Annotated in this window: 20 protein-coding genes and 2 tRNA genes; all 22 read left to right on the forward strand. The window is 40.2% G+C overall.

The genetic code is table 11. The annotated features are described in order from the left end of the window. The first annotated feature begins 107 nt into the window (after nucleotides 1-107). The 22 genes from L0B70_RS10005 (at nucleotide 108) to L0B70_RS10110 (ending at nucleotide 20960) form a co-directional block, all read left to right on the forward strand. Nucleotides 108-911: an energy transducer TonB gene (locus L0B70_RS10005; RefSeq protein ID WP_235141660.1), complete on the forward strand. Its 804-nt coding sequence runs from the start codon at nucleotides 108-110 to the stop codon at nucleotides 909-911. Between the two features lie 171 nt (nucleotides 912-1082). After that, a complete protein-coding gene (locus L0B70_RS10010) occupies nucleotides 1083-1856 on the forward strand; it encodes a ParA family protein (RefSeq protein ID WP_235141661.1) in 774 nt (257 codons plus the stop codon). Nucleotides 1857-1888: 32 nt separating this feature from the next. Beyond that, entirely contained in the window at nucleotides 1889-2776 is an 888-nt protein-coding gene (locus L0B70_RS10015; protein WP_235141662.1) for a ParB/RepB/Spo0J family partition protein, read from the forward strand. Continuing rightward, nucleotides 2777-3406 carry a DUF5683 domain-containing protein gene (locus L0B70_RS10020; RefSeq protein WP_235141663.1) on the forward strand — a complete coding sequence of 210 codons (630 nt, stop codon included), beginning with the start codon at nucleotides 2777-2779 and terminating at the stop codon, nucleotides 3404-3406. A 103-nt stretch (nucleotides 3407-3509) separates the two neighbouring features. Beyond that, complete coding sequence (gene dapB, locus L0B70_RS10025) at nucleotides 3510-4211, forward strand: 4-hydroxy-tetrahydrodipicolinate reductase (RefSeq protein WP_235141664.1); 702 nt, start codon at nucleotides 3510-3512, stop codon at nucleotides 4209-4211. A gap of 108 nt (nucleotides 4212-4319) precedes the next feature. Beyond that, nucleotides 4320-5972 carry a signal peptidase I gene (lepB, locus tag L0B70_RS10030; protein ID WP_235141665.1) on the forward strand — a complete coding sequence of 551 codons (1653 nt, stop codon included), beginning with the start codon at nucleotides 4320-4322 and terminating at the stop codon, nucleotides 5970-5972. 128 nt (nucleotides 5973-6100) lie between these two features. Further along, nucleotides 6101-6715, forward strand: a complete 615-nt coding sequence (locus L0B70_RS10035; protein WP_235141666.1) for a WbqC family protein — start codon at nucleotides 6101-6103, stop codon at nucleotides 6713-6715. Nucleotides 6716-6803: 88 nt separating this feature from the next. Continuing rightward, a complete protein-coding gene (locus L0B70_RS10040; protein WP_235141667.1) occupies nucleotides 6804-8513 on the forward strand; it encodes a S8 family serine peptidase in 1710 nt (569 codons plus the stop codon). 114 nt (nucleotides 8514-8627) lie between these two features. After that, nucleotides 8628-9104: a lipocalin family protein gene (locus L0B70_RS10045; RefSeq protein WP_235141668.1), complete on the forward strand. Its 477-nt coding sequence runs from the start codon at nucleotides 8628-8630 to the stop codon at nucleotides 9102-9104. A 23-nt stretch (nucleotides 9105-9127) separates the two neighbouring features. Next, nucleotides 9128-9820: an OmpA family protein gene (locus L0B70_RS10050; RefSeq protein WP_235141669.1), complete on the forward strand. Its 693-nt coding sequence runs from the start codon at nucleotides 9128-9130 to the stop codon at nucleotides 9818-9820. Between the two features lie 87 nt (nucleotides 9821-9907). Then, nucleotides 9908-10792, forward strand: coding sequence for a decaprenyl-phosphate phosphoribosyltransferase (locus tag L0B70_RS10055; RefSeq protein ID WP_235141670.1), 885 nt, complete (start codon nucleotides 9908-9910; stop codon nucleotides 10790-10792). Continuing rightward, entirely contained in the window at nucleotides 10792-12108 is a 1317-nt protein-coding gene (locus tag L0B70_RS10060) for an FAD-binding oxidoreductase (RefSeq protein WP_235141671.1), read from the forward strand. Before L0B70_RS10055 ends, L0B70_RS10060 begins: the two co-directional genes overlap by 1 nt. A 107-nt stretch (nucleotides 12109-12215) precedes the next feature. Then, on the forward strand, nucleotides 12216-12941 hold the full coding sequence (locus tag L0B70_RS10065; RefSeq protein ID WP_235141672.1) for an SDR family NAD(P)-dependent oxidoreductase: 726 nt from the start codon (nucleotides 12216-12218) through the stop codon (nucleotides 12939-12941). 22 nt (nucleotides 12942-12963) lie between these two features. Then, complete coding sequence (locus L0B70_RS10070; protein WP_235141673.1) at nucleotides 12964-13551, forward strand: HAD-IB family hydrolase; 588 nt, start codon at nucleotides 12964-12966, stop codon at nucleotides 13549-13551. Between the two features lie 38 nt (nucleotides 13552-13589). Further along, entirely contained in the window at nucleotides 13590-14765 is a 1176-nt protein-coding gene (locus L0B70_RS10075) for a cysteine desulfurase family protein (protein ID WP_235141674.1), read from the forward strand. Nucleotides 14766-14834: 69 nt separating this feature from the next. Further along, complete coding sequence (trxA, locus tag L0B70_RS10080; protein ID WP_235141675.1) at nucleotides 14835-15152, forward strand: thioredoxin; 318 nt, start codon at nucleotides 14835-14837, stop codon at nucleotides 15150-15152. 127 nt (nucleotides 15153-15279) lie between these two features. Continuing rightward, a tRNA-Asp gene (locus L0B70_RS10085) sits at nucleotides 15280-15353 on the forward strand. A 30-nt stretch (nucleotides 15354-15383) separates the two neighbouring features. Beyond that, nucleotides 15384-15457, forward strand: a tRNA-Asp gene (locus L0B70_RS10090). 216 nt (nucleotides 15458-15673) lie between these two features. Continuing rightward, on the forward strand, nucleotides 15674-16942 hold the full coding sequence (locus L0B70_RS10095; protein WP_235141676.1) for a glucose-1-phosphate adenylyltransferase: 1269 nt from the start codon (nucleotides 15674-15676) through the stop codon (nucleotides 16940-16942). Between the two features lie 77 nt (nucleotides 16943-17019). Next, on the forward strand, nucleotides 17020-17460 hold the full coding sequence (locus tag L0B70_RS10100) for a hypothetical protein (RefSeq protein ID WP_235141677.1): 441 nt from the start codon (nucleotides 17020-17022) through the stop codon (nucleotides 17458-17460). A gap of 56 nt (nucleotides 17461-17516) precedes the next feature. After that, complete coding sequence (locus L0B70_RS10105) at nucleotides 17517-18056, forward strand: hypothetical protein (protein ID WP_235141678.1); 540 nt, start codon at nucleotides 17517-17519, stop codon at nucleotides 18054-18056. Nucleotides 18057-18152: 96 nt separating this feature from the next. Continuing rightward, nucleotides 18153-20960: a 2-oxoglutarate dehydrogenase E1 component gene (locus L0B70_RS10110; RefSeq protein ID WP_235141679.1), complete on the forward strand. Its 2808-nt coding sequence runs from the start codon at nucleotides 18153-18155 to the stop codon at nucleotides 20958-20960. Nucleotides 20961-20963: the final 3 nt, after the last annotated feature.

Raw genomic sequence — 20963 nt, forward strand, 5'->3', positions numbered from 1 at the left:
AATGGCGAGTTATTTGATAAGTCTTTAATAATAAATTAAATAAACCGTTAGAATGGTAATTATCATATTTTTTAACCTTATAAACCCTTGAAGTGATGAAAAATTTTATGAACCTTGACAAAGATTTCCTCTTTAATGAGGTTGTTTTTGAAAACCGTAACAAAAGTTACGGAGCTTATGTTTTGCGGAACGAAGAAGGTAATATGCTTACCAAGGCACTTCTTGTAGGAGTGGCATTCTTCGCGACTTTCGCAATTACTCCCCTTCTTATCAATTCCGTCACGACGCCGGCACCCCCAATTGTGGAGAACAATGGTCATACGCTCACTCCCGTGGATAACATTCCCGATGATGTAAAACCACCGGTATCACCGGTAATTCCGCCAAAAACGATCGAACAAACAGTAACCCTGGAATTGCCGACGCCGACCAGGGACACAAAAAGAGAAATCCCCGCAACTTCCGTAAGCGATTTGAAAGATGCTAAAATCGGTGTAGAAAATATTGACGGCGTGCCTCCAACTATAAGTATTTCGCCTCCGGTTGTCCAAAACGTGGTGGTCGTTCCGCCAATTGTCGCACCGAAACCGGTTAGTAATGCGCCAAGTACAAAGGTGGATGTTGAAGCGAAGTTTAATGGCGGCATCGATGCTTTTAGAAATAAAGTGGTGCAGAATTTCGATGCCGGAAAGTTCGAAGGATCTGGCGGTATCATCAAAACAACCGTTACTTTTATCGTCGAAAAAGACGGAACAATTTCAGGCATAAGCGCTACCGGGCCCGACGCGGGTTTTAACAGAGAAGCCGAGAAAACGGTGAAATACATTAAAGGGAAATGGATGCCTGCCAAATTAAATGGCGAGAACGTACGAAGTTATTTTAATTTCCCCATTTCAATGCAGTTTGAGTAAAAATAGACCTTAAATTTTTTTCTTAACAGTTATCCACAAAAGAAATAGTTTTGTGGATAATTTTTTTTATGGTCAAATATTTAATTAACAGTACTTTAACGTATTGCGAAACATTATCAACCCGCAAAAAATGATAAAAAAGTGTATTTTTGAGGATTAAAATTGTTACGAATGGCTAAAGTTATAGGGGTTGCAAATCAAAAAGGTGGAGTTGGTAAAACAACAACTGCCGTTAATTTAGCCGCCGCGCTGGGAGTTTTGGAAAAGAAAATTTTGTTGATTGATGCTGATCCGCAGGCGAATGCGACCTCCGGTTTGGGCATTGAACAGTCTAATTTTTCTACTTACAATCTTTTGGAACATAGCGCCGATGCGCGAAAATGTGTGCAGAAAACAGCGTCTCCCAATTTGGATATTATTCCCTCTCACATCGATCTCGTTGCTGCGGAAATTGAACTCGTGGACCGCGAACACCGCGAATATATGTTGAAGAGAGCTTTAAAATCAATTCGGGAAGACTACGATTATATCATCATCGACTGCGCACCGAGTTTAGGTTTAATTACCATCAATGCTTTAACTGCGGCAGATTCTGTTATTATTCCCATTCAGTGTGAGTATTTTGCGCTCGAAGGTTTGGGGAAACTGTTGAACACCATTAAAAATGTTCAGAAGATTCATAACAAAGATCTGGATATCGAAGGTTTGCTTTTAACCATGTTTGATTCGCGTTTAAGACTGTCAAATCAGGTGGTGGAAGAAGTGAATTCGCATTTCCCCGAAATGGTTTTCGAAACAATTATCAGCAGAAACGTGCGTTTAAGTGAAGCTCCAAGTTTTGGCGAAAGCATCTTAAACTATGATGCAGAAAGCAAAGGCGCTATACAGTATCTTCAGTTGGCGGAAGAGGTTTTATTGAAAAACGAAAATTTAGTTAAGAATTAACAATTGAATTGATCATCAATCATCTATCATAAATGAAAGACAAGAAAAGAGCAATGGGACGCGGTTTGGGTGCAATTCTGAGTGCAGAATCCAAAGCCACCGTTAATTCCGCAACCGATGAAGGAGCAGACAAATTTGTAGGAAATATTGTTGAGGTGGCCCTGGAGGATATTTATCCCAACGCCACGCAGCCGAGAACTTATTTTGACGAAAAAGCACTCGCCGATTTGGCGCAGTCCATCAAAAATCTTGGCGTAATTCAACCGATCACTTTACGGAAAGACGCCGATAAATTCGAAATTATTTCTGGTGAACGGCGTTTCCGCGCGAGTAAAATCGCTGGATTGGAAACCATCCCGGCGTATATTCGGTTGGTTAATGATCAGGAATTGCTCGAAATGGCCTTGGTAGAAAACATTCAGAGAGAAGATTTGGATGCTATCGAAATCGCCCTCACTTACCAAAGATTGCTCGAAGAAATTGGCATGACGCAGGAGAATTTAAGTCAGCGGGTCGGTAAGGAAAGAAGCACGATCACCAATTCGATCCGTTTGCTGCGCTTGAATCCGGATATGCAAAACGCGATCAGAAGTGGCGAAATTTCTGCAGGACACGGCAGAGCCATTTTAAGTATTGAAGAAAAAGACCTGCAGGAAGGACTTTTCCAAACTATTCTGAAAAACAATTTAAGTGTCAGACAGGCGGAAGAGCAGTCTAATATGCTGAAAAATGCCGAGCCCGTCGCAAAAAGATCAAAGCCGGCGCTTCCCAATCATTTTAAAAAAGCAGAAAAAAATCTTGCCGATATTCTGGCCGTAAAAGTAGAAATTAAAGCGGCGGCCAACGGAAAAAAGGGGAAAATTGTCCTCGACTTCAAAAATGAAGAGGAACTGGATAATATTTTGTCACACTTTAAATAGATGAAGAAACTTGTTTTAATTTTTCTGGTTATCTTCTCCGTTAAAGCTTTCGCTCAGGTTAATCCGAACGATACCATCCGTGTCGAAAATTATCCTACAGATTCCGTCTCTACAAAATCTTCTCCCTCGGAAATTGAAGTTCTTACCGATATTCAGGAATCGAACGCGCCGGTGAAGGTCATGAAATTTAATCCAACGAAGGCCGGTTTATATTCTGCAGTTTTGCCCGGATTAGGGCAGTATTACAACAAAAAATACTGGAAAATCCCCATCGTCCTTGGAGGAATAGGAACGGGAGTTGGGATCACCCTTTGGAATCAGAAACAGTATACGCGCTACCGAAACGCCTTTATTGCGCAGTTAAATGGTCAAACTCATGAGTTTTCGAATATTCCGGGAATTACGGCCGAAGCACTGGGCAGAACGCAGGATCGCGCAAAAAGACAACGCGATTATGCCATTGCCGTCACAGGTCTGGTTTATATTTTAAATATCGTTGATGCAGTTGTAGATGCGCATTTATATGAAGGACGCAAAGATCCGGACCTTGCTTTGCAGCCCGCGCTCCTTTATGATGAATTTGGAAATCAGAATTCCAAAGCAGGCTTAAGTTTAAGCTATAATTTTTAAAAATGCAAAACGGTTTTTATTTATTGGTACTTGGAATTTTGACGAAATACTAACAAAAACACAACAATACCTTCTCTTTGGAAAGGGTTAGAATGACAAAATTATGAAAATAGCACTGGTCGGTTACGGAAAGATGGGTAAAATTATTGGAGAACTGGCCGAAAAAAAAGGCCACGAAATCGTTGCTCGCCTTAACGAAACGCCTACCACAGAAAATTTAAATAATCCCGATGTCGCCATCGAATTTTCGAACCCGGAAGGAGCCTTCAATAATATTAAATTTTGTCTGGAACATAAAATTCCCGTCATTAGCGGCACCACAGGTTGGCTTGACCAAAAATCAGCAGTAGAAAAAATTTCCCTCGAAAATAATACGGCTTTTTTATACGGCTCCAATTTCAGTCTCGGCGTCAATTTATTTTTTGCCTTGAATGAAAAATTGGCGGAATTGATGAAAAATTTCGATGAGTATAAGGTTCAGCTGGAGGAAATTCATCACACCCAGAAAAAAGACGCACCTAGCGGAACAGCCATTACTTTGGCAGAAGGAATTATAAATAACGACTCTAGATTTGACGCCTGGAAATTGCACGAAACAAAAGACAAACAATTGGGCATTTTTGCGCTGCGACAAGATGAAGTTCCCGGTACACACAGTGTTTTCTACAAAAGTGAAGTCGATGAAATTGAAATTAAACACACCGCATTTAACAGAAACGGATTCGCTTTGGGCGCCCTCATCGCCGCAGAATGGATTCAGGGAAAAAAGGGAAACTTTACAATGAAAGATGTACTTGGTTTATAAACCGGCTTTAAAGTTCCTCTCCTTTGGAGAGGGATTTAGGGTGAGGAAGATTTTGTAACAATATTCACAAAAAACAAACTAATAACTTAAATATTATCCAAACGAGATATGAATTACTTTCTAACTTATGCCGTTTACGTTCTAATACTCTCATTACTGATGGGAATTACCACGTGGAAGCTTTTTAAAAAGATGGGTTACAATCCACTTTTTGCTTTTGTCCCGTTCTACAATTATTATCTTATTCAAAAAGAAACTGGCCATCCAAAGTGGTGGATCGTCATGGCTTATCTGCCCATCGTTGGTCCCATTATGATGACGGTTTTTCATCTCTTTTTAATGAAGCATTTTGGGAAAGCAAGTTTCGTTCAAAAATTGTTAACCGTTATCCTTCCTTTTATTTATATGGCTTTTGTTAACTATTCCAAAGATGCAGAGGTTGAAAGAGAAGAGGAACTTTATATGACAGAGGAGGAAAAACAGGATGGTAAAAAAGAATCTTTTCTGGGTTCCATTACTTTCGCTGTGGTTTTTGCCACGATTGTTCACGTTTTTTTCACACAACCTTTCGGAATTCCAACCGGATCAATGGAACGAACGTTGTTGGTAGGCGATTTTCTCTTTGTTAACAAATGGACCTACGGATACCGTATGCCGATGCGGCCTTTAGCCATTCCGTTTTTGCAGGGTACCATTATGGACACCGGCGAAAAAGGCAATCCAAAAGACGATCCCAAATCCTATGTTGATGCCGTAAAATTACCTTACGAAAGAATTTTGCAGTTCAAAAAACCCCAGAAAAACGATATCGTTGTTTTTAACTATCCGCAGGATTCCGTGCACACCGCCATCGACCGGAAAGATCCGTACGTAAAACGCTGCGTTGCCGTTGCAGGCGATGTGATGGAGTTTCGTGCAGGCCGGCTTTTTGTGAACGGAAAACCTGAAAATATTTTAGGCGATCAAAAAAAGCAACACAAATTTATCGCCACTACGGGCAGCCAACTCGATATTCCGTCTTTGTATAAAAAATACGGATTTTTGCCCGTACAGGAAGTTCAGACGCAGACCGGATATTTGTATGATTTTCAGGGATTAACAGATCAAACTGCAAAAGAAATTAAAGAGTTACCACAGATCATCGACCTGAAGGAGCACATTTGGGCGAAGGATACGGCTGCTGTTTCTTATAAACTTAATGCAATGCACGATGCCTACACGAAAAATGTAGATACCACGCAATCAATTTTCCCCATCAACAAAAAATGGAATCAGGATTGGTACGGTCCGCTTAGAATTCCAAAAAAGGGTGATGTAGTTACTTTAAATCAGGAAACGCTGCCCGAATACCGCTGGATTATTTCGGAGTACGAACACAATCACCTCGAAAATAAAGACGGAAAAATCTTCATCAACGGAAAAGAAAGCACGCAATACACCATTCAACAGGATTATTACATGATGGTTGGCGATAACCGCGACGCGTCGTTAGATGCCCGCTTCTTCGGCTTTGTGCCAGAGGAAAATATTGTCGGTTCTCCCATGTTCACTTGGTTAAGTGTGGAGGGACTATTTCCGGACAAGAGCTCATCTTACCAGCCCGATGGCAAAACAATTCGGTGGGACCGTATGTTCAAGGCGACAAATACCGGCGAAGTTCAAAAAACCTCGTATTGGTGGGTGGCGGCAATTATATTGCTTCTCTTCTTCGGCTGGGATTATTTCGCGAAATTATTTAAGAAAAAAGAGACAGAGGATTAATATTTTTTAAAATCGCTTCCGCGCCGTGAACAGCCGGTTTCATTCCGCCAAACCCCATAAAAAAATGCCTGTGCGAACGGGTTTCGGGAGTTGTTACTAAAATAAAATATAAAAATTTAATAAAGGTTTTGAAAAAAGTATTATTACCCGTTTTTTATTTGCCGCCAATTTCCTGGTTTTCAGTCTTTTTGAGAGAAGATTCGGAAATTGTTTTCGAGCAGTTTGAAAGCTTTCCCAAACAAACCTACCGCAACAGAACTACCATTTACGGCGCTAACGGACGACTATCCCTTATTATTCCCATGAATCACAATGGGAAGAGAACGATGCACGAGATTGAAGTTTCTCACCGCGATAATTGGCTGAACATTCACTGGAAATCCATCAAAATTGCCTATCAAGGTTCTCCCTATTTTGAGTTCTACGAAGATAAACTGCGGGAAATTTTTACTTTTCAGACGAATTCGCTTTTGGAGTTCAATTTAAATGCTTTAAGGATCCTTCAGAAAATCCTTAAGACCGAAAAGCCATACACTTTAAATAAAGAGTATTTCAAAATTCCCTCCGAAGAAAATTACAGAGAAAGTTTCTCCGCCAAAAAAGAATCTGAATTTGATACCGCAGAATATTATCAAACTTTTTCCGATAAATATGGTTTTTTGCCGGATCTCTCGATCGTAGATCTCATTTGTAACAAAGGACCGGAAGCGTTGACTTATTTAAAGAACATTCAAACCAAATAATTTAAAGGTTAATCTTATCATTTTTAAAACTTAGCTCATCAATACTGCATAAAATTAAAATTTTTAAATAACAATAAATTAGATACTTATGAAAAAGATATTCATTGCAGCTTGTTTCATGACAGGCTTTCTTTCGTTTGCGCAGACTGCAGACACCACTTTAGACCCGATGATCGACAAGGATTTAATGACTTGGTATCACAAGGATTTTGCGTCGACGAATGTGTACGGCGTCAATACTCAAAACGCCTATAAATATTTAGAATCAAAAGGTTTAAAGCCGAAAAAGGTAATCGTTGGCGTTCTGGACAGCGGTGTTCAGGTGGATCATCCAGGCTTAATAAATAATATGTGGACCAACGTGAACGAAGTTCCTAATAATGGAAAAGACGATGATGGAAATGGATATATCGACGATGTGCACGGCTGGAACTTCATCGGCGGAAAAAATGGCGATGTTTACGATGATAATTTGGAAGTGACGCGCGTGGTAAAAAAATACCAATCCGTGTTTGAAGGACCCAACTCCACGACAAACAAAGCAAATCAGGCAAAAATGCCCGAAGAATTTGCGATGTACATGAAATCAAAAGACATCTACACCAAAAAAGGTATCGAGGCGAAGCAGGGGTATGAAACATATAAAAGAATTCAGGGCTTAATTCCAACGATGATAGGAATGCTGAACGGTCAAAACCTAACGCCCGAAGCCATTGCAGCAATTAAACCAACGACGCAGGAACAGGCCATGGCAGCTTCTGTTTTAGGACAGGTTGCACAGGATCCGGCGGTAAAAGGAAAATCACCTGCAGATGTTCAGAAATTTTTAGAAGGTCAAATGAAAGAAGCCGTTGATTATTACGAAGTTCAGGCCACCAAACAGTACAATCTGGACTTTGATCCGCGCGCTGAAATCGTGGGCGATAACTACGATGATTACTCCGAAAAAAGTTATGGTAACAACCATTACGCAGATCCGAAAGGCGAACATGGGACGCATGTTGCGGGGATTATTGCCGGACTTCCGCAGGGTAAAGAAGTGCAGTACGGCGTGGGTTACAAGGTGGCCAAAATTATGGCAGTTAGAGCAGTTCCGAATGGTGACGAACGTGATAAAGATGTGGCAAATGCAATACGTTATGCCGTAGACAATGGGGCTAAAATCCTAAATATGAGTTTTGGCAAGCCGGTTTCTCCCGGAAAAAATGTGGTTTGGGAAGCTTTCAAGTATGCGCAGGATAAAGGGGTACTTTTGGTAAAAGCCGCCGGTAATGAAAATGAGAACGTTGCTGAAAATGTGTACTTTCCAACGAATTATAAGGATGTTAATGATGCGAAACCTTTCATTTCCAACATGATTGTGGTAGGCGCTTCTACAAACAACAACGAATTCTTACGCGCTGACTTTTCCAATTACAATCAAAAAATGGTTAATGTTTTCGCGCCCGGAGAAAAAATCTATTCAACGGTACCCGGAAATAAATATGCGTATCTGCAGGGAACGTCTATGGCAGCGCCGGTTGTTGCAGGCGCAGCTGCAGTTTTAATGGCGTATATGCCCAATCTAACTCCGGAACAGGTGATCGAATCATTGGTGAAAAGCTCTAATAAGTCCAGTGTAAACGCCATGATCAACTCCAATACAAATAACAGATTTGATCTGATTTCTGAAGCGGGTGGAGTAATTGATGTAAAGAAGGCCGCAGAATATGCATTTACGAACTTCTACAAAGCGACCGCTTCTGCTGCCCCCGCCAAAGCCAAAGTGCTGAAAAGAAAAACAGTAAAGAAAAAGTAAGCAGAAATTTTTTCTTAAAAAAATCATAAAAAGTCCGGTTTATCCGGACTTTTTTCTTTTACCCGAATCAATGGCACGGTTTTTTGTAACTCCTAGTTAATTAATTTTACTACTATGAAAAATATATTACTGGCAGGCATTTTAGGGGCGGCACTTACCGTTTCCTGTTCCACTGCAAAAACCGCACAATCCAACAGAGCAGAATTTCTTCAGTTAAAAGGAGACTGGCAAATTACGAGTGTTGATTACGACAAGAATTTCAGTGTTAAGCCTTTCGACGAAGGTGCCGATGCGCAATGTTTCGTTGGAAGTCAATGGAAATTAATTCCCAATAACTATTCTGGATCCTACACGCTTAATGGAGGTGGCGATTGCCCGAGCGTGATGCAGCCTATCAAATTCGAGGTGGTAAACGGTAATGAATTCAAATTCAAAAAATTAATGGAGGGAACCAAAGCGAAAGCGGTTACTTCCGGTTATTCTTTAAATCTCGTTAGCCAAACGGCAAGTACTTTTTCACTGGAACAAAATATTCCTGCAAATGGCCAAAATGTAAGAGTCGTTTACAATTTTTCTAAATCAGGAATGTAATAACAATATAAAAATAAGAAATTATGAAAATTTTTAATAAAACAAACATCGCAGCACTTTTTATCTCAACCTCTTTTTTGATGACGAGTTGTGAAGCTGTAAAAAATTCAAATAACCAACAGAAAGGAACTGTTATTGGCGCATCCGCAGGTGCGGTCTTGGGCGGCATCTTAGGAAACAACATCGGTAAAGGTAAAAATGCTCCTCTAGGCGCAGTTTTAGGTGGCGTTGTTGGTGGAATTGCCGGTAACGTAATTGGTAATAAAATGGATAAACAGGCGAAAGAAATTAAGGAAACTTTACCTGGTGCCGAAGTGGAAAGAGTAGGAGAAGGAATTAAAGTTACGTTGAAGGAAAATATGGTAAATTTTGCGTTTAATTCTTCAGCCCTTACCGAAGCCGGGAAAGCCAACCTTAATAAGTTAGCCACCGTTTTAGCCAATAATCCAGATACGAACATCAACATTTATGGCTATACCGATAGTAAAGGTACAGATTCTTATAATCTTTCCTTATCCGACAGAAGAGCCGCTGCAGTTAGAGCGTATTTATCTTCCCAAGGCGTTGCTTCTTCAAGAATGAACACTATGGGAATGGGCGAAGCAGATCCGGTAGCCTCTAATGATACCGATGCAGGCAGAGCCCAAAACAGAAGAGTAGAATTTGCAATTACAGCAAACGAAGATATGATCAACGACGCGAAAACTGCGCAGTAATCGAACTTTATATCCTAAATTTAAAATCCGCTTCGGCGGATTTTTTTATTTTAAAATCCCTATTTTTGCGATTGATTTTTAACACGGATGACGAAATATTTAAAACTGCTTCGCGTAGAACAGTGGATAAAAAACCTATTTGTTTTTGCCCCTTTGTTTTTCTCGGGAAATATCACGAATCTCGATTTGTTGGCTAAAAGTATTTTTGCTTTTGTCGTTTTTTCCCTTACAGCAAGTTCCGTTTACATCATCAACGATTATTCCGATATTGAATCGGACCGTAAGCATCCCGCGAAACGCCGCCGTCCTCTGGCAAGTGGCGCAATTGCCAAAAAAACGGCTCTCATTATTTTAGGTTTTTTAGTTGCCAGCGCAATTCTTTTGATTTTCTGCGGCGAACAGTATTTCCACCATAATTTCTGGAAATTTGCCACCATTATTGCGTTCTATTTTCTAATGAACCTGGCCTATACTTTTAGATTAAAGCATGTCGCCATCATCGATGTCAGTATTATTTCCCTTGGTTTTGTCTTAAGGGTTCTCGCAGGCGGTTACGCAACCGGAATTTTTATTTCGCAGTGGGCCATCTTACTCACCTTTATTTTAGCCCTTGTTCTCGCCATTGGAAAACGGCGCGGAGAATTGATTAATGCGCAGGTTTCTGGTAAAACCCGAAAATCTTTGGATGGCTATAATGTGCAGTTCGCTGATATTGCCCTTTCAATAAGCTGTACTTTGGCAATTGTGTGTTATCTGATGTTTACTCTTTCGCCGGAAGTGCAGCAGCGTTTTCACTCCCGGGTTTTTTATACGGTGATCTTTGTGGTTTTTGGCGTTCTAAGATATCTGCAGCAAACGCTGGTTTATAACAAAACGGAATCGCCTACGAAAATAATTTATAGAGACCGGTATATTCAGATCACCTTGGTGCTTTGGATTGCTGCCTTTTTACTTCAAATTTATTTTAAATAATGAAGCCCAATTTTATTCAGAAAGTTACGAATTGGGGAAATTTTCCAGTCGTAGAGAAAGAAATGAAGTCCGAAGATACGCTACGGAAAATTCAGGATTTTGTAAAAGGCAATAATGAAATCATTGCACGTGGTAACGGCAGATGTTACGGCGATGCTTCTCTTTCTGAACATATATTTTCTACAAAAAGGCTGAATAAATTGATGAGTTTCGACCGTTTAAACGGAATTATCGAGTGCGAATCCGGTGTTTTGCTTTCCGAAATTTTAGAAGTCACTGTTCCGCAGGGTTATTTTCTTTACGTGACACCAGGAACAAAATTTATCTCTGTCGGTGGGGCAATCGCGTCCGACGTTCATGGTAAAAACCATCATGCAGAAGGCTGTTTTTCCGAATATGTGCTCTCCTTTTCTCTTTTGAATGAAAATGGCGACGTTTTAAGTTGTTCCAGAACCGAAAACGCGGATAAATATTGGGCCACGATCGGTGGAATGGGGCTTACGGGTATCATTCTTTCCGCGCGGTTTAAGCTGAAAAATATCGAGACGGCGTACATTCGGCAGGAAAGCATCAAAGCAGAAAATCTGGACGAAATATTTAATCTCTTCGACGAAAGTGAAGACTGGACTTACAATGTTGCCTGGATCGACTGCCTGCAAAAAGGCACCCATATTGGCCGCAGTATTATGCTGCGCGGCGAGCACGCTTTCAAACATCAGTTACCGAAAAACTTACAGGAGAATCCTTTAAGGTTAAAGAAAAAATATAATCCCACAGTTCCTTTTTACTTTCCGAATTTTGTCTTGAATAACACCACCGTTAAATTGTTCAATTACTTCTATTTTAAAAAGCAAACCAAAAAAGAAGTCAAAAGTTACGTGGATTATGAAACTTTTTTTTATCCGCTGGATGTTGTGAAAGACTGGAATAAAATATACGGCAAAAGCGGCTTTATTCAATATCAGTTTGTGATCCCGAAAACCAGTGGCAAAGAAGGAATGCGGAAGATTCTCGAAACCATTGCAAAAAGTGGGAACGGATCTTTTTTAGCGGTTTTAAAGTTGTTCGGCAGGAACAGTCCGTTGGCGTACAATTCTTTTCCTTTCGAGGGATATACATTGGCACTCGATTTTAAAGTTAATTCGAAACTAAAAAATTTAGTGAAAGATTTAGATAAAATTGTAGAGGAATATGGCGGCAGAATTTATTTAGCGAAAGACAGTATGAGCAAATCATCGCTCACCAACTACCTTCAAAATGTGCAGAATCCGAAATTTGTTTCCCTTCAACACAAAAGAATCAAAAATAATTTGTGATGTGGTCATCTGGTAATTAATAATAGAGTTAAAATGCAAATTTTCAAGTTATCAAATTATAGAATCAACCGATACCAAATTATCTCATCTCAAATTCTCAAATTAATATGATCGTTCTTGGCAGCAATTCGGAAATCTCTCAGGCCTTTGTAGAAAAGGCTTTAGAAGCCCATGAGCAATTTTCGACCATCTATTTGTTCACGTCCAACAGAGAAACTACGGAAAAATTTGCAAAACATCTCGACGTCAAATTTTTGCAGCAAACCGAGATAATCGATCTGGATTTAAGGAAGGAAATCGATTATACAACGTTCGATGAAATTACTTCGACCTTGCTTTTTTGTGCCACGGGATATCTGGGAGAAGGCACGGAAGAAGGTTTGTACGATAGTAAAAATACAGAAAGAATTATCGATATTAATTATGCAAAACTGCTTCCGGTACTGAATTTTTTCGCCGAGAAAATGGAAAGACAACGCGCCGGAACCATGATCGTTTTATCGTCTGTTGCGGGCGACCGCGGGAGGCAAAGCAACTTCATCTACGGCAGTGCGAAAGCAGGATTAACTGCGTATTTAAGTGGGCTCCGCAATTATTTGTACGGCAAAAAAGTGCACGTTATCACGGTTAAACCCGGGTTTATGGAGACCAAAATGACGGAAGGATTGCCCTTAAATCCAAAACTGACTGCCACACCAAAAGAAGCGGCAAACGGGATTTACAGCGCTTATAAAAACCAGCGAAATGTTGTTTACATTTTGCCAATTTGGGGTTTCATCATGTTAATCATCAGAAATATCCCTGAATTTATTTTCAAAAAGTTGAATTTGTAATTCAGTTCAATTATTAAGTTTCATGAAAAAACTGTATTTATTTGATTTCGACGGTACTTTAACGTACAGAGACACCATGTTTTTGTACCTGAAATTTTACGACGCGTCTCGATTTAAATTGCAATTCATCAAACATATTCCGCTTTTTATTTTATTAAAACTAAAACTGGCGGACCCCGAAAAAATTAAACGAAGTTTTATCTCCTCTGTTTTAAAGGGGCAGAGCCGGGCAAAAATCGAAAAGAAATCGCAGGAGTTTTTTGACTACTATTTTCCGGAGCTTGTTAGAAAAAATGCGCTGGAATTTATTAAAAGTATCGACCGCGAAAAAACCGACTGCTACATTGTTTCCGCTTCTCTGGATATTTGGGTACAACCATTCGCTCATCATTTTAAAATGAATCTTTTAGCCACACAGGCAGAATTTATAGACGACATTTTCACCGGTAACTTTCTTGGGAAAAACTGCAACGGCCCCGAAAAAGTTCTTCGAATCGTCGAAGCCGTAGGGACGAAAAAATATGATAAAACCATTGCCTTTGGCGACACCTCAGGCGATAAACAAATGTTGGCCTGGGCAGATGAAGCTCAGTTTGAATTTTTTCACTAATTTTACCTGCAGAAAAATCTTAAAAAAAGTATTACAAAATGGATAGAATTTATTTGGATAATGCAGCTACCACGCCGCTTGCCGAAGAAGTTATCGATGCAATGGTCGACGTAATGAAGATGAATTACGGCAACCCGTCTTCCACGCATAGCCTTGGTCAGGAAGCCAAAATTCTTATCGAAAATGTAAGAAGGCAGGTTGCGGATTATCTGCACGTTACGCCGGCCGAGATTGTTTTTACGTCCTGCGGAACGGAATCCAATAACATGATTATAAAATCATGTGTGGAACATTTAGGAGTGGAGCGGATTATTACTTCACCTATGGAACACAAATGTGTAGCAGAAACCGTTCTCGATATGAAAAAACGCCGTGGAACAGAAGTGGTTTACCTTCGTCCCGACCGAAAAGGTGACGTCGATCTGGCACAACTGGAAGAGATCATCAAAAGCTCCGACAAGAAAACTTTGGTAACTTTAATGCACGCCAACAACGAGATCGGAAATTTTCTCGATATTAAAAAAGTCGCGCTTTTATGCAAAGAAAATAACGTATTATTTCACTCAGACACGGTACAGTCCATGGCTCATATGGAAATGAATTTTGCGGAAATTCCGCTGGATTTTGCCTCGTGCAGTGCGCATAAATTTCACGGACCGAAAGGAAGCGGTTTTGCCTTCATTCGAAAAGCTTCTGGTTTAAAAGGAATTATTACAGGCGGTCCACAGGAAAGAAGTTTGCGCGCCGGCACCGAAAATGTGTGCGGCATCGTGGGTTTAGGCAAAGCTTTGGAACTTTCTTTAAATCATCTGGAAGAATACGCTTCGGACATCAAAGAAATTAAAAAACATACTATCGAACGCCTGACGGCGGAAATTTATGGCGTGAAATTCAACGGCAGAAGTTCGGAGGAAGACGGAAGTTTATATACAGTGCTGAGCGTTTTATTGCCCTTTAAAGATCCTTTAATCGGTTTAAAACTCGATATGAAGGGAATTGCTGTATCGCAGGGCAGTGCCTGCTCTTCGGGCGCCGCAAAACCGTCGATGGTAATGATGATGGTTTTGGAAGAAGAAGAAATGGAAAATTCGACACCGTTGCGCGTCTCCTTTAGTCACCTCACGACCAAACAGGAAATCGATGCTTTAATTGAAGCTTTAAGTGAAATAGCGAAATCGTTTACCATAGACAAAACAAATGTTGAACATAGATAATTAACAGTTTGCCTTAGTAGGAAAATTGTAAATTTGTAGGTATAAAAATTAATTTAAAATTAAATAAAAATGGCAGTAGAAATTACAGATCAATCATTTAAAGAAATGGTTTTGGATTCAGATAAACCCGTATTGGTAGATTTTTGGGCAGTTTGGTGTGGACCCTGCAGAATGTTGGGACCAATTGTAGAAGAAATTGCTACTGATTTTGAAGGCAAAGCAGTAGTAGGAAAAGTTGATGTGGATAATAACCAACAGGTTTCTGTGGATTATGGCATCCGAAATATCCCAACGGTTTTAATCTTTAAAGGTGGGCAGGTTGTTGATAAAATTGTAGGAGTTGCTTCAAAAGAGGTAATCGCTGAAAAATTATCGGCACATTTATAAAAATAAAGCACGTGATAATGAATGCTTTCTATTAAAGGAAGCATTTTTTTTGTCAAAATATTTTGTAGATAGGTATAAAGTTGTATTTTTGCACTCACCAAAAAGAAGCATACCTTCTTATTCTAATGATCCGGTAGTTCAGCTGGTTAGAATGCCGCCCTGTCACGGCGGAGGTCGCGGGTTCGAGTCCCGTCCGGATCGCAAAAAGTTTATCAGTACTTTTCAAAAATTGATCCGGTAGTTCAGCTGGTTAGAATGCCGCCCTGTCACGGCGGAGGTCGCGGGTTCGAGTCCCGTCCGGATCGCGAAAATCTCTCAATTTATTGGGAGATTTTTTTTTGGCCTAAATTCGGGTGAAATCGCCTTCTGTTCATCGTCTTCTCCGCAACAAATTACGGAATCGCGATAATATTTGTTATTCATAAAAAACCCTCAATTATCAAGTAACTATATTTTTTTTACTGCCCGAAAAATGGTAATATTGTTATAGAGCAAAAAATAAACACAAAAAAATATTTCCTATGAAACCTAATGTCATCTCAATAGTACTCGGTGGTGGACGAGGTACAAGATTGTTTCCCCTAACTTATTCCCGATCGAAGCCGGCAGTTCCTATCGCAGGAAAGTACAGATTGGTTGATATTCCCATTTCCAACTGTTTAAATTCGGGATATAATAAAATTCTCGTGCTTACTCAGTTTAATTCCGCTTCGCTGAACTCGCACATTAAAAATTCTTATCATTTCGATATTTTCAGCAGAGGTTTTGTAGATATTTTGGCCGCCGAACAAAATGTGGAAAATGATCAGTGGTATCAGGGTACCGCCGATGCAGTGCGCCAGTCGATGAAACATTTGGATAAGTATGACTATGATTACATTTTAATCCTTTCCGGAGATCAGTTGTATCAGATGGATTTTCGCGAACTGATCGATTTTCACTGTAAAAATGAAGGCGACATCACTATTGCAACGATTCCGGTTACCGCGAAAGACGCGCCCGGTTTTGGCATTTTAAAGTCGGATGACAACGGAAATATTACTTCTTTCATCGAAAAACCTTCCTTCGACCAGCTTGACGAGTGGAAATCTGAAGTGTCCGAGAAGAGCAGGGCCGAAGGTAAAGAATATCTCGCCTCGATGGGAATCTACGTTTTCGGTAAAGAGGTTTTGAAAAAGATGTTTGCAGAAGATCCAGGTGACGATTTCGGCGGTGAATTAATCCCCAACGGAATTGGCACCTATAAAACCCTCAGTTTTCAATACGACGGCTACTGGACCGATATCGGAACAATCGATTCTTTCTTCGATGCGAACATCGATTTAACGAAGGATTTCCCTAAATTCAATCTTTTCAGCAATGCTCCCATCTATACGAGAGCGAGAATGCTGCCGCCGTCCAAAATTTTGGGTTCTTATGTGAGTAAAGCAATTTTCGGCGACGGTTGTATTGTGATGGCAGATAAAATTGAAAATTCAATCGTCGGAAACCGCAGCAGGATCGACAAGGGAAGTACTTTGATGTGTACATACATGATGGGTGCAGATTCTTATCAGGATACAAAAGAAATCATCTCAAACGATCATCAGGGGATTCCAAATCTCGGTGTCGGAAAATACTGTTACATTGAGAACGCTATTCTTGATAAAAACTGCAGGGTGGGAGATAATGTGCGTATTATTGGCGGCAAACACCTGCCCGATGGCGATTACGACAATCATTCCATTAAAGATGGAATCGTGGTAGTGAAAAAGAATGCGACCATTCAGCCAGGTACAATTATTCCATAAATTAATCGTCAAATCCAGGACACGGCAATATTTTTATCGCCGTGTTTTTTTGTGCCTGAGTTTTTGTATTTTTGCGCATGCGTTGGTTAAAGTACGGGACGGTTATCGTCCTTTTTTTGTTGGCAGTTTATGCCGCTTCGATGGCTTTCGTGGCGGAAAGTAAAAACTTTACCCTCGAGAAAGAAATAAATTATCCTGTAGAAAAAGTTTTTCCGCAATTCAATAATCTTCAAAATTTTAGCAGCTGGAACGCCTTCTTTGCGGATAATGATCATTTAACTTTCGAGTACTTTACGCCTTATTCAGGGCAGGGCAGTTCAATGAGGTACCACGACAAGAAAGACGACGAAATTTTTGGTGATTTGTTTATTCGTTATGAAAATCCAAACAGAACCCTGCGGTACCAGCTTTTTGAAGGGAAAAAAGCAATCCCTACGGCATCAATGTCAAATTTAGAGGAGCAAACGGCAAAACCAGAATCACATGGAATATTCAAACGCCGAAACAGCCGTTTCTGAAAAGATCACTCAATCTGCTCACCGAAGATGATATTGCAGATCAAATCGACAAAAGTATGAAGAACCTGTTTGCTATTTTAGGTAACAAAGTAGATAAAGAAAAGCAGCGTGAAAGTTTAAAGTTCGACAGTTTAATGGTAGAGCAGCAGGAAGGTCAACTGCTTTTGGGCGTAAGTGTAAACTCCAAAAATGCTAAAGACGCGCTCTTCAAAAATATTGTTATCAATCATAACAAAGTTTTGAATTATGTGAAAATGGATTTAGGCAAAAAAACCGACGAATACGGCGAGCCGATTCTTATTACCGATGCCGATAATTACAAGGATAAAGAAGTTTCTTATTATTACGGCATTCCGCTTTCCAAAAGGGTGGGCGTTTCCGATAACAATTTTAGTTTCCGCACCGTGAACGCTTCCAAAAATTACGTAATCTACTACCGCGGCTCCTATCCCGGACGAATAAAATTGATTCAGCAGCTTCTTTTAAAAGCCAAAAAAGATACCTTAAGAACAGGCGATCTGCAGCAGACTTTTTTGGAGGAACCGCGCGAAGAAAATAATACGGTAATCAAATTGTCACTGCCCGTTTTCCGATAATTTATTTAACTATTTTTAAGGGATTTTGCGCTCAGTACCTCACTTTTTTTTGCTAAATTTGTCTTTTAAATAAAATAAAGAGTTAATCTGTAAAAAATGGACAAATTTTCATTCCTGAATGCTGCACATTCGCAGTTGATAGAAGACTTATACCAGCAATATTTAAAATTTCCCGATTCACTTGAGCCTTCCTGGAAAGCATTTTTCCAGGGATTTGATTTTGCTCTAGAGAATTATAACGACGATATTTCCACCAATTCCGCAGTTCCGGCCTCATCCAATGTCTCCACAATAACCAATCAGATCGTTTCGGACGGCCAGATTCCGGACGATATTAAAAAAGAGTTTAAAGTGCTTAACCTGATCGAAGGATACAGACAGCGCGGTCATTTATTTACGAACACAAATCCTGTACGTGAAAGACGACATTACGAACCAACGCTGGATCTGGAGAATTTTGGACTTTCTAAAGACGACTTAAATACTAAATTTAATTCGGCCACAGAAACCGGAATGCCGAACGCTGCAACCTTGCAGGAAATCATCAATCACCTCGAAAAGATTTATTGCGAATCGATTGGTACAGAATACATGCACATTAACAACGTGCAGGAGAAAAAATTCATCAGAGAATGGATTACCGTAAATGAAAATCACCCAAACCTTTCGGCGCCGCAGAAGACGGAAATTTTGGAAAAATTAAATCAGGCCGTTGCTTTCGAAAATTATCTTCATACCAAATTTGTGGGTCAGAAGCGGTTTTCTTTGGAAGGGGGCGAATCTTTAATTCCGGCATTGGATCAGTTGATTACGAGGTCTTCGCAATTAGGCGTTGACGAGGTCGTTTTAGGAATGGCTCACCGTGGACGCTTAAGCGTTTTAACCAATATTTTCGGCAAATCTTACAAGCAGATATTTTCAGAATTTGAAGGGAAAGAATTTGAAGAAGATGTTTTTTCCGGCGATGTGAAATACCATCTGGGGTCATCAAAAAAAATAAAAACCGAATCCGGTGAAGAAGTTGCCATCAATCTAACGCCGAATCCTTCGCATTTGGAGACTGTTGCCTCCTTGGTAGAGGGTATTTGTCGTGCAAAAGTTGATAATAAATACAAAGATTACAAAAAAGTTTTGCCCATTGTTATTCACGGCGACGGCGCCATCGCAGGGCAGGGAATTGTCTACGAGATTGCCCAGATGATGACGCTGGAAGGATATAAAACGGGTGGCACCATTCATATTGTGGTGAACAACCAGGTTTCCTTTACCACCAATTATCTAGATGCAAGATCGTCGGTTTATTGTACAGATATCGCAAAAGTAACCGAATCACCTGTGATGCACGTAAATGCAGATGATGTTGAAGCTGTTGTTCACGCCATCAGATTTGCGGCAGATTTCCGCGCAGAGTTTGGTAAAGATGTCTACATCGATTTATTGGGTTACAGAAAATACGGCCATAACGAAGGTGATGAGCCCCGTTTTACACAGCCGAACTTATACCGGTTGATTTCTAAACACCCCAATCCGAGAGAGATCTACAAAGAGCAGCTCATTAAAGAAGGCATTCTTTCCGAAGATGTTTTAAAAACAATGGAATCTAAATTCAAAACCCTTTTGGATGAAGATTATGATGCTGCTAAAGAGATTGAAAAAAATACCATGGACGTTTTTATGTCCGATGATTGGGTCGATTTCCCGCTTAGCGTAAAAGATGCCATGCAGGAATCCGTGAATACGGGATTTGATTTAGAAGAACTAAAGAAACTGGCAGTTAAAATGACCACTTTGCCGGCAGATAAAAAATTTATTTCCAAAATCAAAAGGCTGTTCGATAACCGTTTGAAAATGATCGAGTCCAATTCGTTCGACTGGGCGTTGGGCGAATGGTTAGCTTATGCAACTTTGCTTACGGAAGGAAATAACGTACGGATTTCCGGTGAAGACGTCGAAAGAGGCACATTCTCTCACCGTCATGCGGTTGTGAAAACTGAAGATGCCGAAGAAGAATATATCCCTTTGCGCCACGTTTCCGATAATCGTTTTGATATTTACAACTCGCACCTTTCCGAATACGGAGTTCTTGGTTTCGACTATGGTTACGCCATGTCTTCGCCAAATACATTAACCATTTGGGAAGCGCAGTTTGGAGATTTCGTTAATGGAGCACAGATTATCATCGACCAGTATTTGGCCGCGGCTGAAGAAAAATGGAAGATTCAAAATGGTTTGGTGATGCTTCTTCCGCACGGTTTTGAAGGGCAGGGTGCAGAACACTCTTCTGCCAGATTGGAAAGATTTTTAGGCCTTTGTGCCAATGAAAATATGACTGTAGCCAACGCCACAACTCCTGCAAACTATTTCCACCTTTTGAGAAGACAGTTGAAATGGAAATTTCGGAAACCTTTGATCGTTATGACGCCGAAATCTTTACTGCGTCATCCGAAAGTCGTTTCTCCGCTGGAGGACTTCGCGAACGGTCAGTTTCAGCCTATTATCGACGATTTTACAGCAAAAGAAGATAAAATTGATAAATTGGTTTTATGTTCCGGAAAAATCTACTACGAACTGTTAGCTAAAAAAGAAGAATTGAACTGTGAAAACATTGCTTTGGTAAGATTAGAGCAGATGTATCCGATTCAGGAAGATAAAATTCAGGAAATATTTCAGAAATATAAAAACAGAAAAGAACTGCTTTGGGTTCAGGAAGAGCCCGAAAATATGGGCGCCTGGAATTATATTTTAAGAACCTTCCGTGAGACCGGAATTCAGGTAATTTCGCCGGTTGCAAGTGGTTCGCCTGCACCGGGAAGTCACAAAATGTTCGAAAGAAATCAGAACAGTGTTATCAACCGGGTTTTCGACAGAAACGATGCGCCGGCAAAAAGACCGGTAACAGCTTAGCTC

The sequence above is a fragment of the Kaistella sp. 97-N-M2 genome (genome assembly GCF_021513235.1).
Lineage (GTDB): Bacteria > Bacteroidota > Bacteroidia > Flavobacteriales > Weeksellaceae > Kaistella.

Excerpts from the sequence above, each read along its gene's own strand:
- L0B70_RS10110 (WP_235141679.1), top strand. The coding sequence starts at position 18,153 with ATGGACAAATTTTCATTCCTGAATGCTGCACATTCGCAGTTGATAGAA.
- L0B70_RS10050 (WP_235141669.1), top strand. The coding sequence starts at position 9,128 with ATGAAAATTTTTAATAAAACAAACATCGCAGCACTTTTTATCTCAACC.
- L0B70_RS10055 (WP_235141670.1), top strand. The coding sequence starts at position 9,908 with ATGACGAAATATTTAAAACTGCTTCGCGTAGAACAGTGGATAAAAAAC.
- L0B70_RS10045 (WP_235141668.1), top strand. The coding sequence starts at position 8,628 with ATGAAAAATATATTACTGGCAGGCATTTTAGGGGCGGCACTTACCGTT.
- lepB (WP_235141665.1), top strand. The coding sequence starts at position 4,320 with ATGAATTACTTTCTAACTTATGCCGTTTACGTTCTAATACTCTCATTA.
- L0B70_RS10060 (WP_235141671.1), top strand. The coding sequence starts at position 10,792 with ATGAAGCCCAATTTTATTCAGAAAGTTACGAATTGGGGAAATTTTCCA.
- L0B70_RS10015 (WP_235141662.1), top strand. The coding sequence starts at position 1,889 with ATGAAAGACAAGAAAAGAGCAATGGGACGCGGTTTGGGTGCAATTCTG.
- L0B70_RS10005 (WP_235141660.1), top strand. The coding sequence starts at position 108 with ATGAACCTTGACAAAGATTTCCTCTTTAATGAGGTTGTTTTTGAAAAC.
- L0B70_RS10010 (WP_235141661.1), top strand. The coding sequence starts at position 1,083 with ATGGCTAAAGTTATAGGGGTTGCAAATCAAAAAGGTGGAGTTGGTAAA.
- L0B70_RS10065 (WP_235141672.1), top strand. The coding sequence starts at position 12,216 with ATGATCGTTCTTGGCAGCAATTCGGAAATCTCTCAGGCCTTTGTAGAA.
- L0B70_RS10070 (WP_235141673.1), top strand. The coding sequence starts at position 12,964 with ATGAAAAAACTGTATTTATTTGATTTCGACGGTACTTTAACGTACAGA.
- L0B70_RS10105 (WP_235141678.1), top strand. The coding sequence starts at position 17,517 with ATGAAGAACCTGTTTGCTATTTTAGGTAACAAAGTAGATAAAGAAAAG.
- L0B70_RS10075 (WP_235141674.1), top strand. The coding sequence starts at position 13,590 with ATGGATAGAATTTATTTGGATAATGCAGCTACCACGCCGCTTGCCGAA.
- trxA (WP_235141675.1), top strand. The coding sequence starts at position 14,835 with ATGGCAGTAGAAATTACAGATCAATCATTTAAAGAAATGGTTTTGGAT.
- L0B70_RS10020 (WP_235141663.1), top strand. The coding sequence starts at position 2,777 with ATGAAGAAACTTGTTTTAATTTTTCTGGTTATCTTCTCCGTTAAAGCT.
- L0B70_RS10040 (WP_235141667.1), top strand. The coding sequence starts at position 6,804 with ATGAAAAAGATATTCATTGCAGCTTGTTTCATGACAGGCTTTCTTTCG.
- L0B70_RS10100 (WP_235141677.1), top strand. The coding sequence starts at position 17,020 with ATGCGTTGGTTAAAGTACGGGACGGTTATCGTCCTTTTTTTGTTGGCA.
- dapB (WP_235141664.1), top strand. The coding sequence starts at position 3,510 with ATGAAAATAGCACTGGTCGGTTACGGAAAGATGGGTAAAATTATTGGA.
- L0B70_RS10095 (WP_235141676.1), top strand. The coding sequence starts at position 15,674 with ATGAAACCTAATGTCATCTCAATAGTACTCGGTGGTGGACGAGGTACA.